This window comes from Lentimicrobium sp. S6 (genome assembly GCF_013166635.1).
Lineage (GTDB): Bacteria > Bacteroidota > Bacteroidia > Bacteroidales > UBA12170 > UBA12170.
Genome location: NZ_JABKBZ010000007.1, coordinates 24,043 through 42,813 on the forward strand (window position 1 = coordinate 24,043; position 18,771 = coordinate 42,813).

Below are 18,771 nucleotides of genomic sequence, written 5' to 3' on the forward strand. Positions count from 1 at the left end.
GGAGTTTTAAAATGGATAATATCTAGGTGATTTTTCAATGCTTTAGGCAGATTTCAACTGTATAAAGAAACTAGTTCCTTTACCTTCTTTACTTTCTACCCTGCAGGTTCCATTCATTAAGTATACAAACTCCTTACAGGTCAACAAGCCTAAACCTGTCCCTAATTCATCATTGGTTCCTTTTCGACTAAAAGAAGTGTCTATACTAAATAGTTTATCCAATTGATCTTCTGGAATACCAATCCCATTATCGTTAATTTCCATTTCAACATTCACTCCTATTCGTTTAGCTGAAACAATAATATTTCCACCATCAGGTGTAAATTTAACAGCATTATTGATAAGGTTTGTAAAAACACTTAATAATAGATTGACATCAGCAATTACACGTATATCTTCATCAATTTTATTAATAATTACGTGCTTTTTATCGTTAATCCGCTGTCTTAAAAACGTTATTGAGGATTGTGCTGAATTATATAAAGGAATACTTAGGAAGTCTGGAGTGATATGTCCACGTTGAGTCCTTGACCATTCTAAGAGGTTGACAAGCAGGTTATAAGTATTTCGGCTATTGGAGTGTAATCTTTTAATGATTTTTAATTTTTCAGCATCATTTAAGTCATTAAAATCCTCCTCTAAAATCTCCAACAAACCCAGGAGGCTATTGAAGGGGCCTCGTAAATCGTGGGAAATGATACTAAAAAATTTATCCTTGGTTTGATTTAAACTAATTAATTGGTCGGTTTGTTTTTCAAGGTTTACATTCTTTTCTTCAATAATACTATTCTTTTCAGAAACCTCTGTGTTTTTCTTTATTAATTCTTCATTTAAAACACGCAATTTCATTTTATTACTCAATAATAAGCCCATAAAAACAAGCAGTAGAATTAAACTAATTATAATAATACTATAAACTATTTTTTGTTTATGAATAAGTGCTTCATTTAGCTGATTTTCATTCTGTAGGAATTGATTTTCTCTATCCTTTTTTGCAGTTTCATGAATAATTTCAAGTTCTGCAATTCTGTTTTTTACATTTTCACTGCTTATGCTGTCACTAATTTCATAAAATTTATCCTGATATTTACTGGCGGATTGATAATTTTCTTGCAATGTTTCAAGCTTGTATAATCCTGAATAAGCATTTTGCGAAAACTCTTGAGCCCCTGATTTTAATGATAACTCTAATCCACGGTTTAAGTAATATTTGGCTGAATCTAATTTCTGTAAACCCAAATAAGCCATACCCATATTAACATTAATTGCTCCTGCCCTGTATTCATCTTCATATGTAAGATTTATTCTTAATGCTTTTTGTAAATACCGAAGGCCAAGAGTATAGTTTTGTGCCTTTAATTCCATTCCTCCAAGATTAATAATAGTAGTTAAATATGAATTAGTTGATTTCGTTTTATCAGAATGCAGAGAATAAGCTTTCTGTAAATAAACCCTAGAACTATCATAATCTTCTTTCACTTGCCAATAAGCGACACCCAAATTATTGTATAAATTACAGAGAAAAAAGCTTCTTTTTGGATTTTTGCACAATTCAATTGCTTTAAAAGAATACTTTCTTGACATTTCAAAATTGTCGAGATTTTGATAAACAGTAGCTCGGACAGAATAATAATATGCTAACTTCATAGAATCACCCATATTGATATAATGGTCTTCTACTTTTTGTATATATTCAAGAGCATTTTGATTAAAATCTAACCTAGTATATAACATTGCTAAATCAAAATAAATCTTAGCTTTCTGATCTGTATCATTTAGCTCTTCTGCTAATACCAGTCCTTTATTCAAATAAAGAATTACACTATCGTTATAACTTAAGTTATTATAAAGAGCACCAATATTTGAAATACTAACTAATTGTCTTTCTTTATTACCATATTCAAGAGATTTAGAATAACTTATCCTATAATAATATATAGCACTATCATACTGCCCCTGATACCAAAAATAAGTACCAATTACATTAATGAGCTTTAGCTCTAATTCAGTTCCTTCATTTATCCACCTTTTCGCAGAATCGAGCATTAATAGTGCAGAATCAGGCATAGTCCTCAACATACTAAACGTAAGATTCAAAAATGCATCTTTTTGATCATCAACATCAGTACTCAGCTTACTTTCAAGTTCTTTTTTTCCTGGACTACAACTTACTAACATACCAATCCAGCCAAAACCAAAAAGTAGGACTATTAAACATATGTATTTTCGCATAGTATAAATATACAAAAATTCCTTGTTCAAAAAACATTTCATCACATTTTTTAAACAAGGAATTCCTTGAAGAACAAGTCTTAAGCTAATATGGGTTTATAGCTTTATCTTAATAGACTCTTTGTTAGAATCATTTAAAAACTCAATAACATATATAGTATTCTGTTTTAAGTTTGAAGGAACTTCAAGCTGATGGTTTCCAATACTTAAAAGTCCAATTTGATTATGATATACCACTTGTCCAGACATATTATAGATCTTCATCTCAAATTTGGAAGATTTATTATTTTCAACTTGAATAAAATCTCCATTTGAATGTATCCAAGAAATAGAAAACTCATCATTTGAATTCCCTAAAGAAGAAACACCCACATTCACATCATTCAAATTAATTTTATAGGTAGAAATACCATAAGTGGCAGCATATAAATCTTTAGTTTCAGGTATTAATTTAAAAGCAACCACTGGAACCATAGGCAAATTTCCTGTAATACTTTCCCAATTCTCACCACCATCTACGGTCATATAAATACCTGCATCGGTACCCACAATAATTTCATTAGAATCCTCATAGTCAATGACCATTTGATTTACAGGAAGCTCTGGTAAATTTCCGGAAATACTTTCCCAAGTTTGACCTAAATCAGTAGATTTATAAATATGAGGTAAAGCTTCGTCCCATCTAAATCCAGAAACGGTGGCATAAATGGTATTGGCCACTTGATGATCGAAATACACATCTGTAATCCATCTTTCCGGCAATCCTTCTGAAATATCGTTCCAGAACAATCCTCCATTTGTAGAGATATTTACTCGTCCATCTGCTGAACCTGCCATAACTAAGGAAGGATTCACAGAGGATACTGCCAAACAAGTCAAGGAGTGAAAATAATTATCACCTCCTTGGGTTAAATCAGGACTCACAGCGGTCCAACTATCACCATTATTAGATGTTTTCCAAACTCTATGTGTGCCAAAATAAGCTGTTTCATTTTGCCCTGGAGTTAACTCTAAAGGAGCCGACCAGTTCTTCCTATCGTTTGACATATCATAGGCTACATATTCGTAATATGGATTATTGTCTTGGGCGTTATAACTTCTGTACAGCTCTCCATATTGATATTCTGCCCATGCTATATCATTATTTTGTTGATTGATTCTGTTATACATTCCATCTCCACCCAAAATAGCTTCCCAGGTATCAGGCTCATCTCCATTAATCGTTCTAATGGAGTTATTATCTTGAGTCCCTCCTACTTGAAAATTTTGATTGGTTTCACTCACATCATAAGCATAGAATTGTGTAATAGGTAAATTATTGATTTTAACCCAACTAGAACCTAAATTTGTGGAATAGTACAAACCACCATCGTTACCTAAATACACTCTATCTGACTCTTGATCAAAAAACATGGCATGATGATCAACATGAACTCCGGAATTATCCACATTGGTCCAGGAGTTTCCTGAGTTTGTAGTTCTATACATGGTTTGACCTAATGCAAAAACCACTTGCTCGTCTTCTGGATGAACTCGTACCTGACCGAAATACCAGCCAAAGCTACTTCCCATTCCTTCTAGGCTACTATCGTTTAGGCGGCTCCAATTGTCTCCACCATCCTCCGTTTTAAAAGCCCAAACTTCTTGGTCGGGCATATCGTAGGTGGCATATAAAACCTCAGGATTAGACTCTGAAATAGTGATACCAACTCTACCTTTATCTAATAATTCGTGAGGAAGTCCTTCACTTAGTTCATCCCAAGTATCACCACCATCTGTAGTTCTATAAATACCTGTAGTCACTCCAAAAGAACGACGAGTGGTAAAGCCCCTAGTTCTTTCCCAAAAAGCTGCATAAAGAATCTCAGGATTTTCTGGATTTTGCACCAAATCGATAGCCGCAGTAGTATCGCTAACAAAAAGAACTTGTTCCCAGTTGGCACCACCATCTTCACTTCTGTAGATTCCTCTATCTTCGCTTGGAGAAAACAGATTCCCACTAGCTGCGGCAAAAACCCTTTGAGAATTATAAGGGTCGACTAACATTCTGGCTATATAAGCTGAGTTTTCTAAACCTGAGAAATCCCAAGTCTCCCCAGCATCTTCCGATTTATATACTCCACTACCTAGGAAGCTAAAACTGCTAGAATTAGCCTCTCCAGTTCCTGCATAAATAATATCAGAATTATTAGGGTCTATGGCTAAATCACCAATAGAAATGGTCGGAATTCCCTCAAAAAGTTGATCCCAAGTTTCACCAGCATTCTCTGTTTTAAAAATCCCTCCGGTTGCTGCTCCGATATAAATAATATCAGATTGTCCCAAAGGCATTTCAATATCGGTAATTCTACCTCCAATATTTGTCGGCCCAACAAATTCCCATTCGTAATCCAAACTTCTACTTTGCTGATTCATCTGATGAGCTTTCTTCATCTCAGCCAAATAAACATCGGTTTTGATTTCTGAATAAGGATACATTCTTTGCTGTCCCATCCACTCTCCAGGTAATAGCTTAGGCTGGTCTAATTCCTTTTTATCTAAAAACAGAAAAGAAACACCAAAAACCATTACAATAAAAGCAAGTATTGTTGCAAATCTTTTAATATTAGTCATAAGTATGTGTGTTTGTGTATTGTGTCATTACATTTCCTACAAAAATAATAGGAATTTAGGAGCATTAAAAGAATTAAAGAATAATTATCATTCTAATGATTTACACCCTATTTTTCTTTCTTTAAAATGGCGGTATATCCTCCTCCTTTATGCATCTTCACTTGTATTTTCTCTGAGGATTCTATTGAAGTAGATATATGCTTATAATCTTGAGCATTCTTATCAGAATTAATTCCGTCTTGCATGATTTCTACTTGGTAAGAAGCTTTTTCTAAAAAATCGAGTTCAATTTCAAATTCTTGTTCTTCTACGGTCATTCCACCAAGATACCAGTTATTGCCATTTCTACGAGCCATTAATATATAGGAGCCTACTTTTGCTTCTAAAACTATGGTTTCGTCCCAAGTAGTTGGAATCTGAGATATAAACTGAGTACTTTCTTTTTCACGATAATAATTAGAAGGATTATCACAAAGCATTTGCAAAGGAGATTCATAAATCACATACATGGCCACTTGATGACATCGAGTTCCCATACTCATTGGACGATTCCATCGAATATTAAAATACTCCTCATGTGCATTATCCATAGCCCCTGGCGTATAATCCATTGGACCTGCTGCCATTCTGATAAATGGAAGAGTTAGATTATGTTCTGGAGTCATTATCTTACTCCATTTTACATTTTCTAATCCTTTTAACCCCTCATAATTAAGCACATTTGGATAAGCTCTCCTCAAACCTGCTGGTTTAAAAGCGCCATGATAATCGACCAATAAATGATGTTTGGCCGCAGTCTGTGCCACTCTTTCATAATAATTGACCATATATTGATCGGCACGTTGCATAAAATCTACCTTCACTCCTTTTACTCCCCAGGACTCATACAAACTCATGGCCTCGTCCATCTTTTCATCTAAAGGCCCCCATAAAGTCCAGAGGATGATTCCTACATTTTTCTCTTGACCATATTTAACAAGCTCCTCAACATTTATATCTTTTTGACATTCTAAAATGTTGGTAGTCGTTTTGGACCAGCCTTCATCCAAAATAATATATTCCAATCCATACTCTGAAGCAAAATCGATATAGTATTTATAAGTTTCGTTATTTATTCCTGATTCAAAATCAACTCCAATAATATTATTGGCATTCCACCAATCCCAAGCTACTTTTCCTGGTTTTATCCATTTAGTATCTTCCAATTTCAGTGGTGAAGACAGCTGATAAACCATATTATTCATAGCCAATTGTTTATCATCTTTGGCTAAGCCAAACACACGCCACGGCAAACTTCGTTTTCCTTTTGTAGCAGAAATATAATTAGCCTCCTTAGTTATGGTTTGGTTTCTATCCGCTCCATTTTCATTGGCTTCAATTTCTAAAACCACTTTCGGAAAAATCGCTTTAAAGGAATTGGATTCATTTTGCTTTTCTAGAAACAGACATGGATAATCATAAAGATCAGCCTCAGAGAAAAACACATTATTGCCAAATTGCTTTTGAAATAATACTGGCAATGAACAGAATTCTTTTGAGTCAATCTCACTAAGCTCTTTCTTAACATACAATCGCTCGTAATGAGAAGTCATGGTAGTCTCCTTTGGGAAATACACCAAGTCCTTATCATTCAATTGAAATTCCAGAATTTCATCATTAATAAAAATATCATTCTTAAAATTGAATAACCATCTATAGGCAAAACCTTCATCACCTAATAAAAGCTCCAATTGCACTTTATTGGAGAATTCGATAAGCAATTGTGAATAGATGACTTCTTGTTCAGCAAATTTAACAGGAACTGGATCCTCAACGATTAATGTAATTTGCTCTTCTTTTCTAATCTCATATTTAGAATAATCAATATCGTATTCATCCACCGAACAAGCAATAATCATATCATGTATGAGCTCACTATCCCCATGATACACACTTATTTTCACCTGATTTTCAATAAATATTTCTATGGAATAGGATTTGTCTGGAGACTCTTGAATAATACTTTGACTATTCGATAATAAGGTGGCCATCAATAAAATAAAAATTAGCCAATTATGCTTTTTCATTGGTTTGTGTTTAAAATGAAATATAAATTAGATGCTGTAACCACTATTTAAATAGATACGAATAAAAACGGCTGCAATTATTAAGCTTCCTAAGGCCCAATAATCAAAATCAACCCAATCACGTTTCTTTTTGAATCCTATGGAAGTAGGTTGTTGAACACCCCAAAGTACACCAAGAATAAAAATAAAAACAGTCATGTGCACCAAGGTATCTCTGAACTGAAAATCGGCCTGATGTGGAGTCCGAAATAGGAAATAGGCTATAATTCCTAATGCAGCAGGAAATAATAATTGTGCTTTAACGAGAAACACATTCCTATCTGAATGTAAATGCTTGAAGTACATATTTCCTGTGATTAAAACATGTTTTCTAGAGATTCTACCTAAAAAGAAAAGCAGAAAACCAAATGCTATAGCCATCATAATACGTATAGCCATAGGTATCTTCAATACATCCATTACCGCACCAACACTAAAATTTGAAAAAGCACCCACAATAACATTCCCCAAAAACCATGTTATTGCCAGAATGTAACACCAAAGAAAGTAGAGTTTGATGTTTCCTCTGTATTTTCTACGCCATTTGTAAAGCCTTTCAAATATTATGGCAAAGAATAAAGTATACATGGTTCCGAACATGAAAATTAAAGCAACATCATCATGACTCCAATGGCCATCACTAGGGAATATCAAAAAGCCATAATAAAAAAGTTTACCATAAAACTGATTATAAGACCCTAATAATAGAGCGAATAAATTAGAGGATAGTATCACAGTGAAAATGGCCAACATATAATAAACCAAGGAATTAAATACCATGATCCAAAAGTCAGTATTCTCTTTTAAGGTAAATTCTGAGAGTTTGAACTTTAACTTCATACTTGCCGATTTGATTTTGAGTAAATTCTTAGTGAATATACTCATTTTTCTTCAGCACAAAAGCAATAGACAACAGAAATATATACATTTGCTAAAATTCTATCATAATGAGATATTTTAGTCTATTTATTTTTATAATCATACTTAGCTCTTGCGCTCCACAACCTCAAAACATGAGGATTGAGAAGGCACTACTTGATAACTGGACCTTTTCTGAACCAGGGATAGAAGAATCATTCATAGCCAGAGTACCAGGAAGTATTCACCTCGATTTGCTAGAAAACAAAAAGATTCCAGACCCATTTTTATCCAATAATGAGGAAAAGCTCAAGTGGATTGAAAATAAAGACTGGACCTATTCTACGACTTTTGAATTGAGTAGCGAAGAATTAAAAAAGCAGAAGACAAATCTCATTTTCGAAGGATTAGATACCTATGCTGATGTATACCTCAATGGGGAATTGATTTTTTCTTCGGATAATATGTTCCTAGAGTATTCCAAAAACGTGACTGAGCATCTTCAAGAAAGAAATGACTTAGTAGTTCATTTTAATTCTACTATAAAAATAGCAGAACCTCTTTATGATGCTCACGAGATTCGTTTACCTGCAGGCAACGACAGAAATGAAAAAAGAACCAGTGTTTTCACACGTAAAGCCCCTTACCAGTTTGGTTGGGACTGGGGCCCTCGCCTTGTTGGTGCCAGCATATGGAAACCGGTTTATTTAGAATTCTGGGACGATATTTCTGTTGAAAAACCAAGTTTTACTCAAAAGGAATTGCAAAAAAATATTGCAAAACTAGAAATCGAATTGCCTATTCATTCAACAGAAAAAAAAGAAGTTGAAATACAAATCTTTAAAAATCAAGAATTATTATTCAGTGAAAAAACAAACCTTACAGAAGGTCCTAACCTATTCTCAAAAATCATTGAAATTGAAAACCCAAAACTCTGGTGGCCCAATGGTTATGGAGAAGCCTATTTATATGAATTTACTTTTATAGTAATCGATGGAAAATCTTCTTGGGAAGAAGAATTGAAGATTGGACTCAGAACTATAGAGCTAGAAAGAAAAAAAGACAGTATTGGTGAGAGCTTTCAGTTTGTAGTCAATGAAGAAGCCATTTATATGAAAGGCGCCAATTATATTCCACAAGATGCTTTTCCAAGTAGAGTTTCGGAGAAGGATTATAAAAAAACCATTCAGCTTAGCAAAGAAGCCAATATGAATATGTTGAGAGTATGGGGAGGTGGATATTATGAGATGGACGAGTTTTATGAGCTTTGCGACGAAAATGGAATTCTGGTTTGGCAAGATTTTATGTTTTCTTGTTCCCTCTACCCAGGCGATGAAAATTTCCTTAAAAATGTGGAGGAGGAAGCTCAGCAACAAATTCTCAGATTAAAAAACCATGCCTGTTTAGCACTTTGGTGTGGTAATAACGAGATGAACGAGTTATGGCATAATTGGGGATATCAAACTGCTTTTAACTATTCGGCTCAAGATTCTATAGATACTTGGCATGATTATCTCAAAGTATTTGACGACCTACTCCCCAAACTCGTTGAACAATACGACTCCAATACCGATTATCTAGAATCCTCCCCAGTTTTTGGTTGGGGAAGAGAAGAAAGCATGACTCACGGCGACTCCCATTATTGGGGTATTTGGTGGGGCAAACAACCTTTTGAAATGTATGAGGAAAAAGTACCTCGCTTTTCTTCTGAATTTGGATTTCAATCCCTACCTCACTTAAACACCATCTTCAGTTTTACCGACTCCTCTCAATTGGATTTATTTTCGGAGGATATGAAAGCCCATCAAAAAAGCTCCATCGGTAATCAAACCATCCTCGATTATTTGCCGCAATATTATCCAGAGCCCTCTAACTTTAAAGAGATGATATATGTCAGCCAATTATTACAAGCTTATGGAATGGATTTGGCTTTTAGAGCTCAGCGTTTTGCAAAACCATTATGTATGGGAACTTTATATTGGCAACTCAACGATTGTTGGCCTGGCCTGAGTTGGTCGTCCATAGATTATTACAAACAAAAAAAGGCAACACATTATGTGGCTCAGCAAGACTTTGCTACTTTCTTAGTTCAATCAAAAATCGTAGATAATAGACTCATCAGTACTATTGTTTCAGATAGTTTACAAGATGTTCAAGCTAAACTGGAAATCCTAGTGATGTCCCTTAAAGGAGATACTTTAAAAAGATTTTCTGAAGAGCTTAATATTCCAGCTAATCAAGTCCTTGATTTTGATTTAGCTATGTTTCACATTCGCCAAATTGAACGGCACAAATCATTTATATACAGCAAACTAATAAGTGATGACAAAGTATTGGCTGAACATATCGATTTCTTTGGAAATCCAAAAAACATCAAATTACCCAAAGCAGAATTAGACCTAAAAGAAATTAGCGAAAACCGATTCGAAGTGAGCTCCTCTCCTTCTACTTTCCATTATTCTGTTGCATTGAGCACCAGCGAATTTGGAAATTTCGAACCTAACTTTTTTCATTTATTACCTGGCATGAAAATGATTATTGATTTTGTTCCAAACGAAGAGAACAAAACTATTATGGCTAGAGACATTGACATTATTTCCTTGAACGGTTTTAAATAGTCTAATAACATACTTATACATCTGGATTATTTGGTATATTTGACCCATAAATTTACCAAATGAAAAAAGCAACAATTATCCTTTTACTTTTGATTTCATTTTCTTCATTTTCACAAGAAGATTATGCTTCAACTAATATTGATTCTACCATAATTCAAAGTCTTTCTAAAAAGATTATCTATTTTGATAAAGAATGGAATGAAATACCAAAAGGTAAACACAAATACTATAGGTTATTATCTATATCGGAATACAATTATAAAGGTCAAAAACTATTTGAAGTAAATGACTATTATAAAAATGGGAAAATTCAAATGAATGGATATTCTACTCGAGTTGATACCATTGAGTACATAGGACTAAGCACCTATTACAATCATGATGGTACAATATATCGATATAGTCTATATGAATACGATACCTTTAAGGATGTTTTTCCCCAAGTGGAGAAATATGCATCGAAAATAAAACATTGTGATATTCCAAACAAAACATTACATATTAAATTCCAACCTAGAAAACTTAAATATATTGGTTATAGAAACTCTGATGGCAAAAGAATTGGGGTTTGGCATTTTTATCATAAAAATGGGAAATACATAGTTTGTGATTTTAAAAATGGAATATCTCCTACAGTTATTAGACTTTATAACAAAAATGATGAATTAATTAGAAAAGGATATTATAATCCTAAATCACACTAAATATAATAACAAAACCCATCAAAAAATAATTCTGATGGGTTTTAATTTGGAGCTCAAAAACTAAACTTTAAATTTATAATCAAGTTTACTCAGTTCTTCATTAGCTTTTACTATCTTTTGCTTGAGGTTTTCTTTATAAGCTATGTTCTTCTTCATCAATTCCTCATCGCCAGTAGCCATCATTTGGGAGGCCAAAATAGCAGCGTTTAATGCGCCATTAATTCCTACTGTAGCCACTGGAATACCGGGAGGCATTTGAACAATAGCCAACAATGCATCCATTCCGTCAAGACTGGCTTTAATAGGAACACCAATAACAGGTATTGGAGTCATACTTGCTATCACACCAGGTAAATGGGCAGCCATTCCTGCACCTGCGATAATCACCTTAATTCCATTTTCTTTTGCATTTTTTGCAAACACTTCTACCTCTGCAGGTGTACGATGTGCTGATAATGCATTTATTTCAAAAGGAATTTCCATTTCCTCAAAATATTTTGCAGCTTTTTCCATCACTGGAAGGTCAGAAGTACTGCCCATAATAATACTTACTAATGGTTTCATATATCTATTGTTTTATTTGTTTCGAAGTGCAAAAATAATTGAATATTCATATGATCCTCAGAAACTACTTAAAGAAACACTCCTAAACTTTAGTTAATATTTTATCAAAAAATAATTCGTAATATTGCTAATACCAAAAACTAAAGCATGAAAAAATTTACTCGCATCACTTTCATCTTCTTTGTATTAATAGCTGTCACCTATTTTTTCTTACCTCAATATGTGCAAAAAGCATTAATCCATTTGACTCCAAGTATTGATGATTATAAGATTTTCAATAACAGAACCATAAAAGCAGACGTAGCAGAACCATGGGGAATACACAAAGATTATAATTCCTATAATATAAGTAATGAAGATAGAGCGCAGATGGAAGCTTTAGAACCTATTGCTTATTTGGTGATACAAAATGGTAAAATCCTCTATGAAGAATACTGGGATGGTTATAGTGAAACAAGCCTGTCCAACTCCTTCTCTGCTGCTAAATCTGTAGTTTCTCTGCTGATTGGAATTGCTTTAGATGAGGGGCATATTAAAAGCCTCGACCAAAAAGTAATGGATTTTATTCCTGAATACAATACTCCTAAAAATAGTGTTTTGAGTATACGAGATGTACTCACCATGAGCTCTGGCCTCAATTGGGATGAATCCTATTCTAGCCCATTTTCATTAACAACAGAAGCCTATTATGGCAGCGACCTCCCCAGGTTAATTACATCTTTAGTTGTGGTAGAAGAACCGGGAAAGAAATTCAATTATCTAAGCAGTAATACCGAGGTATTAGCCATGGTTGTACAAGCAGCTACAGGTAAATCTATCAGCGATTATGCATCAGAGAAAATATGGACTAAAATAGGTTCAGAACATGACGCCCTCTGGAATTTAGACAGTAAGGATGGAATGGAGAAAGCTTATTGCTGTTTTAACACTAACGCTAGAGATTTTGCTCGTTTTGGTCAATTAATACTAAATGATGGTAGCTGGAATTCAAAACAAATCGTTTCTGAAAAATATATAAAAGAAGCTACAAGTCCTGCAAAATGGCTATTAGGGGAAGACAACAAACCTTTGAGTTATTATGGCTACCAGTACTGGATCATCAATTATAATGGTCAGCAATTACCTTATATGCGTGGTATTTTAGGACAATATATTATTCCAATAAAAGATAAAAATGCTGTTATTGTTAGATTAGGCCATAAAAGAAGCACAGAATATATCAATCATCACCCTTCTGATGTTTATCATTATTTAGATATAGCAGAAAAAATACTTAAGCCATAACATACTATTATAATGTGTCTTATAAATTATTTATTAATTACAAGATTCTATTCCTATTATTTATATTAATTAAATAGCGTCCTAATAACTAATAAAGATTTCTCGCTACGCTTCGAAATGAACGAAGTAATTGTGTGTAACCAAGGGCGCACAAACCCAATTACATTGACATTGGTATTTGTGCGCCCTTTCTCTCCGTTTTTCTGATGGTCATTTCGAAGGAGAAGTGTGCTTCGACTGAGAAATCTCACTCTTTATAACAAACAGATTTCTCCTTCCTTACAGTCCCTCGAAATGAACTGATATTTTGATATAGTAAAGGCAGAAATGGCTTGTTTTGAGCAGTATTGTTAATTAATTCTATTCTAATTATTTATATTATTTACTTGATACTATTTTAACTATTCACAAAAGCATATCCAAAAGCTGAAGCACAAATTATTAACCCAAAGAATTTTAGAGATTTTTTAACATAAGACCTGTGTTTTTCATATTCAAATCAAGTAGTTAGAAAGGTTTATAATTGGCTTTCATTTCAAAATTTATTATGTTTGCATAATATATTTTCGTATGATAATTTCTAGAAATTAAAAGCTAAATATTCGAAATGAAAAGCAAAACTCCTATTTATAAGCCTAAGAATAATGTAAGAATAATAACTGCTGCATCTTTATTTGATGGCCACGATGCTGCTATTAATGTGATGCGACGAATCATACAATCCAGTGGTGCGGAAGTTATTCATTTAGGCCATAATCGTTCTGTACAAGAAATAGTAGATTGCGCCATACAAGAAGATGCACAAGCTATTGCTATCACCAGTTATCAAGGAGGCCATAATGAATTTTTCACCTACATGTACGACCTATTAAAGGAAAAAGATTGTGAACATATTAAGATTTTCGGAGGTGGTGGAGGAGTCATATTACCCACAGAAATTGAAGAATTACACAAATATGGGATTACTAGAATATACTCACCAGATGATGGTCGTGAATTAGGCTTACAAGGAATGATTAATGATTTATTGGAGCAATCTGATTTTCCAACCGGTAAAAATATTACATTTCAAAAAGAGCTCATCATACAAAAAGATGCAAAGCATATTGGCCAGTTGATTTCTGCCATGGAGAATTATCCTGATGAAACGGAGGAGGCTAGAAATAAAATAGAGGCCATGATTTCAAAAGAAATCCCTGTGATAGGAATTACGGGTACAGGTGGTAGTGGGAAGTCCTCATTAGTTGACGAGTTAGTTAGAAGATATTTAGCAGATTTTACGGACAAAACCATTGCAATTATCTCGGTAGATCCTTCAAAAAGAAAATCTGGAGGAGCTCTTTTAGGAGATAGAATCAGAATGAACAGTATCAATAACTCGAGAGTCTACATGCGTTCTCTCGCCACTCGTCAAGCCAATTTAGCCCTGTCGCGCTATGTAGCTGATGCTTTAAACATACTCAAAGCTGCTAATTTTGATCTCCTCATTTTAGAGACTAGCGGTATTGGACAATCGGATACTGAAATTACAGAGTTTAGTGATACAAGTCTCTATGTAATGACTCCTGAATACGGAGCAGCCACACAACTAGAAAAGATTGACATGCTAGATTTTGCTGACTTTATCGCCATTAATAAATTCGATAAAAGAGGAGCGCTAGATGCTTTACGTGATGTGAAAAAGCAATACATGAGAAATCATGGTCTTTTTGATGCGGAACTGGATGATTTACCTGTCTTTGGAACAGTAGCTTCTCAATTTCACGACACGGGAGTTGTAGAATTATATATTGAATTGATTAAAAAGGTAAATGAGATTAGCGCAGGTAAATTCCCAAGCCAGCAATTAAGAGAGAAAAATCAGAAAAAGACATTTATCATTCCACCAAATAGGACAAGATATCTTAGTGAAATTTCAGAAACCATCAGAAATTATAACCAATGGGTGGAAAAACAAGCTGAATTGGCGCATCAACTTCATGGGCTCGAAATGGCCAAATCTCATCTGGAATCTAGCCATGTATCAATTCAACTCATCCAAGAACTAGATAAAGAAATACATCAACAGAATCTAGATTTAGATCCAAGAAACAAAGAAATACTAAAAAACTGGGACACCAAAGTAGCTCAATTTTCTGGTGATGAATTTTCCTATAAAGTTAGAGATAAAGAAATTAAAGTCACCACAAACACCACAACACTTTCTGGACTCAAGATTAATAAACTGGCCCTCCCCAAATACAAGAGTAAAGGAGATATTTTAAAATGGTCATTACTTGAAAACCTACCTGGAGAGTTTCCTTATGCCGCTGGAGTATTCCCATTTAAAAGAGAAGGTGAAGATCCTACGAGAATGTTTGCAGGAGAAGGAGGCCCTGAAAGAACCAATAAACGATTCCATTATGTATCTAAAGGATTGCCGGCAAAAAGGCTTTCCACTGCATTCGATTCTGTAACGCTTTATGGGGAAGATCCAGATCGTAGACCTGATATTTATGGGAAAATAGGTAATGCTGGAGTAAGTATTGCTTGCTTAGATGATGCTAAGAAATTATATTCTGGTTTCAATTTATCAGATCCGAAAACTTCTGTTTCCATGACTATTAATGGTCCAGCTCCTATTTTAGTAGGTTATTTTATGAATGCAGCTATAGATCAACAATGCGAAATCTATATCAAAGAGAATGGCTTAGAGGATTCTGTCCATAAAAAGATAGAAGAATTATTTGCCAAAAAAGGAACTCAACGTCCATCCTATCAAGGAGAACTTCCAGAAACAAATAATGGCTTAGGGTTAATGCTTCTGGGTGTAACCGGAGATATGGTTTTACCTAATAAGGTTTATCAAAGAATCAAGGAGGACACAATTTGCAGAGTAAGAGGAACGGTTCAAGCTGACATCCTCAAAGAAGATCAAGCCCAAAATACCTGTATTTATTCTACTGATTTTAGCTTAAAACTGATGGGAGATGTCCAAGAATACTTTATCGATAATAATATCAATAATTTCTATTCGGTATCAATATCAGGATATCATATTGCAGAAGCTGGTGCTAATCCAATTTCTCAACTGGCTTTTACACTTTCTAATGGCTTCACTTATGTTGAATATTACCTAAGCCGAGGAATGGACATCAATAAATTTGCACCTAACCTATCTTTCTTTTTCAGCAATGGATTAGAACCAGAATATGCAGTAATAGGAAGAGTAGCTAGAATTATTTGGGCAAAAGCTATGAAGAATAAATACGGTGCCAATAGTCGTTCACAAAAACTAAAATATCATATTCAGACTTCAGGTCGTTCACTTCATGCCCAGGAGATCGATTTTAATGACATAAGAACTACCCTACAAGCACTTTATGCCATATACGACAACTGTAACTCACTCCATACCAATGCATATGATGAAGCCATCACTACACCTACTGAGGAGTCTGTTAGACGAGCAATGGCGATTCAACTGATCATCAATCATGAATTGGGAATGGCAAAAAACCAGAATCCTCTTCAAGGTGCATTTATTATTGAAGAATTAACTGCTTTGGTTGAAGAAGCAGTACTTTCAGAGTTTGACAGAATTACAGAAAGAGGAGGTGTATTAGGAGCCATGGAAACCATGTATCAACGTTCAAAAATACAAGAGGAATCCTTATATTATGAAGGGCTTAAACACTCTGGAGGACTTCCAATCATGGGTGTTAATACATTTTTGAGCTCGAATGGATCTCCTACCATTATTCCTCAAAATGTGATTAGAGCTAGACCTGAAGAAAAGGAATATCAAATTGAAATGCTAGGTCAGTTACATCACACTTATCAAGAAGAATCCGAAAAAGAAATAGCAGAATTAAAAGAAGTAGCTTCAAAAGGAGGAAATATTTTCAATCAATTAATGGAAACCACCAAACATTGTTCTTTAGGTCAAATTACCGGAGCATTATTCAATATTGGTGGACAATACAGAAGAAATATGTAGTTATAATTTCATAGATAAAAATATAGATATTTTTCACTGAAAATATTTTTATCTTCGCTTATTGAACACCTTAAAAAACGACACACATGATATCAAAAGAAATATTGGTGATTTACCCACAAGTACACCAAACAAAAATTGCCGTTTACCGAAATATAAATGTAATCTTCCTAAAAACAATAAAGCATAAAGCGGAGGATCTTGATAAGTTTAACCAAGTAATGGATCAGGTTGATTTTAGAACGCAAGCTATACTTTCTGAACTAAAGTCAAATGATGTCAACTATGAGGCCATAGAAGTTGTTGTGGCCAGAGGAGGATTAATAAAACCTTTAAAAGTTGCTGGAGTATATGAGATAAACGATTTAATGAAGGAACATTTATTAACTGGTTATCAAGGAATGCACGAAACCAATATGGGTGGAATTATTGCAGATAATATTTCTAAAGAACTACCAAATGCTCGTGCATTTTTAGCAGATCCAGTAGTCGTCGATGAACTTGATGATATTGCCAGAGTAACCGGCCATCCAGAATTTGAACGAAAATCTATTTTCCATGCTTTGAATCATAAATACATAGCAAGAAAATTTGCCAAGAGCAATAATAAATGTTATTATGACATGCGAATGATTATTGCACATATAGGTGGTGGTGGAACTTCAATTGGAGCGCACAAAGGTGGGAAAGTTGTTGATGTGAATCAAGCATTTGATGGCGCTGGCCCATTTTCTCTTCATAGAACAGGTACTTTACCAACTGGTAAACTAGTAGACACTTGCTTTAGCGGAAAATACACTAAAGAAGAAATCATGAATATGATTACAAAAGAGGGCGGCATTCATGCTCATCTAGGCACAAGTAATATTCATGAAATATTTGAAAGAATTGCCAATGGTGACGAAAAAGCTAAATTCTATATGGAAGCCATGGCATATAATGTAGCCAAGCACATTGGCAGTATGGCTGCAGCTCTCGATTTCAATGTAGACGCTATCTTATTAAGTGGCAGCATTTTCAACTATCCTCTTTTCACAGAATATTTAAGTGAAAAAATAAAGTCAGTTGCTCCTATAGCATTATTTCCTAGCGTAAACGACTTAGACGCACTTGCTATGAATTCCTATTTAGCCTTAAAAGGAGAAATTGACATTAACGAATATAAATAAGAAATCGCATTATGGCTCATTGGTTAGAGGAGGCTGAACAAGTAATCAGTAAGAAAGAAGATAAAAAGCTTCAAAGGAAAGATAAAATCGTAGTCAAGAAAGATAACGTTAAACAGAATCGAATTGAGCTAGAGGATGACTATTTGAAGATTATTGGTCATATTGAATCTATCATCGATAGAGTTAATAGCTTACCCAAAAACAGTAGGATGCCCTTTGGCCAGATATTTGGGAAACCTAAAACGAGTAAACTTGATAATTTACTCTATAAATTTCACAGTAGTAGACGAATTATCAATAAAGAATTTGCTGGTATCATGGCGCCTCTAAAATCTCAGCATTATAAGAATACGAGATCCTTTTTTATCAGTATTGCTAAAGAAAGAGGTCATCTCTTATTAGAATACAAGGAAGTCAGATCAAAAAGAATAAGGTTAAATGATCAAATCCATAATTTTTGGAATAAAATACCAATCATTAAGAACATCAAAAGAAAAGAATCTCATGAAGTGAAGGAAAAAATAAAACTAATTCATATCAAAGATTATACAGAGGAATTAATTCTAGATCATATAGATTGGCTAGCCTTTAAAGAAAAAGGAGGTCAATTCTTCGAGGACTAGTCAAAATAAAAAAAGCCGTTTC

The 18,771-nt window shown here is 34.1% G+C and carries 11 protein-coding genes; 6 read left to right on the forward strand and 5 right to left on the reverse strand.

Annotation, left to right across the window (positions count from 1 at the left end):
• Positions 1 to 42: 42 nt before the first annotated feature.
• The 4 genes from HNS40_RS04395 to HNS40_RS04410 all read right to left on the reverse strand — a co-directional run bounded on the left by HNS40_RS04395 (position 43) and on the right by HNS40_RS04410 (position 7,790).
• A complete protein-coding gene (locus HNS40_RS04395) occupies positions 43 to 2,232 on the reverse strand; it encodes an ATP-binding protein (RefSeq protein WP_172278077.1) in 2,190 nt (729 codons plus the stop codon).
• A gap of 96 nt (positions 2,233 to 2,328) precedes the next feature.
• Positions 2,329 to 4,845: a hypothetical protein gene (locus tag HNS40_RS04400; RefSeq protein WP_172278078.1), complete on the reverse strand. Its 2,517-nt coding sequence runs from the start codon at positions 4,843 to 4,845 to the stop codon at positions 2,329 to 2,331.
• Positions 4,846 to 4,952: 107 nt separating this feature from the next.
• On the reverse strand, positions 4,953 to 6,911 hold the full coding sequence (locus tag HNS40_RS04405; RefSeq protein ID WP_172278080.1) for a glycoside hydrolase family 97 protein: 1,959 nt from the start codon (positions 6,909 to 6,911) through the stop codon (positions 4,953 to 4,955).
• 27 nt (positions 6,912 to 6,938) lie between these two features.
• Positions 6,939 to 7,790, reverse strand: a complete 852-nt coding sequence (locus tag HNS40_RS04410) for a hypothetical protein (RefSeq protein WP_172278082.1) — start codon at positions 7,788 to 7,790, stop codon at positions 6,939 to 6,941.
• A gap of 173 nt (positions 7,791 to 7,963) precedes the next feature.
• Between HNS40_RS04410 and HNS40_RS04415 the strand changes: the two genes are divergently transcribed.
• Together HNS40_RS04415 and HNS40_RS04420 are read left to right on the forward strand one after the other, a co-directional pair.
• On the forward strand, positions 7,964 to 10,426 hold the full coding sequence (locus tag HNS40_RS04415; protein ID WP_172278084.1) for a glycoside hydrolase family 2 protein: 2,463 nt from the start codon (positions 7,964 to 7,966) through the stop codon (positions 10,424 to 10,426).
• A gap of 59 nt (positions 10,427 to 10,485) precedes the next feature.
• Positions 10,486 to 11,130 carry a hypothetical protein gene (locus tag HNS40_RS04420; protein ID WP_172278086.1) on the forward strand — a complete coding sequence of 215 codons (645 nt, stop codon included), beginning with the start codon at positions 10,486 to 10,488 and terminating at the stop codon, positions 11,128 to 11,130.
• A gap of 60 nt (positions 11,131 to 11,190) precedes the next feature.
• Here HNS40_RS04420 and purE read toward each other — a convergent pair whose 3' ends face one another.
• On the reverse strand, positions 11,191 to 11,694 hold the full coding sequence (gene purE, locus HNS40_RS04425) for a 5-(carboxyamino)imidazole ribonucleotide mutase (protein WP_172278088.1): 504 nt from the start codon (positions 11,692 to 11,694) through the stop codon (positions 11,191 to 11,193).
• 147 nt (positions 11,695 to 11,841) lie between these two features.
• Here purE and HNS40_RS04430 point away from each other — a divergent pair, with 147 nt between their 5' ends.
• From HNS40_RS04430 to HNS40_RS04445, 4 genes are all read left to right on the forward strand, one after another.
• Complete coding sequence (locus HNS40_RS04430; RefSeq protein WP_172278090.1) at positions 11,842 to 12,978, forward strand: serine hydrolase; 1,137 nt, start codon at positions 11,842 to 11,844, stop codon at positions 12,976 to 12,978.
• A 607-nt stretch (positions 12,979 to 13,585) separates the two neighbouring features.
• Entirely contained in the window at positions 13,586 to 16,957 is a 3,372-nt protein-coding gene (locus tag HNS40_RS04435; RefSeq protein ID WP_172278093.1) for a methylmalonyl-CoA mutase family protein, read from the forward strand.
• An 86-nt stretch (positions 16,958 to 17,043) separates the two neighbouring features.
• A complete protein-coding gene (gene buk / locus HNS40_RS04440) occupies positions 17,044 to 18,126 on the forward strand; it encodes a butyrate kinase (RefSeq protein WP_172278095.1) in 1,083 nt (360 codons plus the stop codon).
• Positions 18,127 to 18,137: 11 nt separating this feature from the next.
• Positions 18,138 to 18,749, forward strand: coding sequence for a hypothetical protein (locus tag HNS40_RS04445; RefSeq protein ID WP_172278097.1), 612 nt, complete (start codon positions 18,138 to 18,140; stop codon positions 18,747 to 18,749).
• Positions 18,750 to 18,771: the final 22 nt, after the last annotated feature.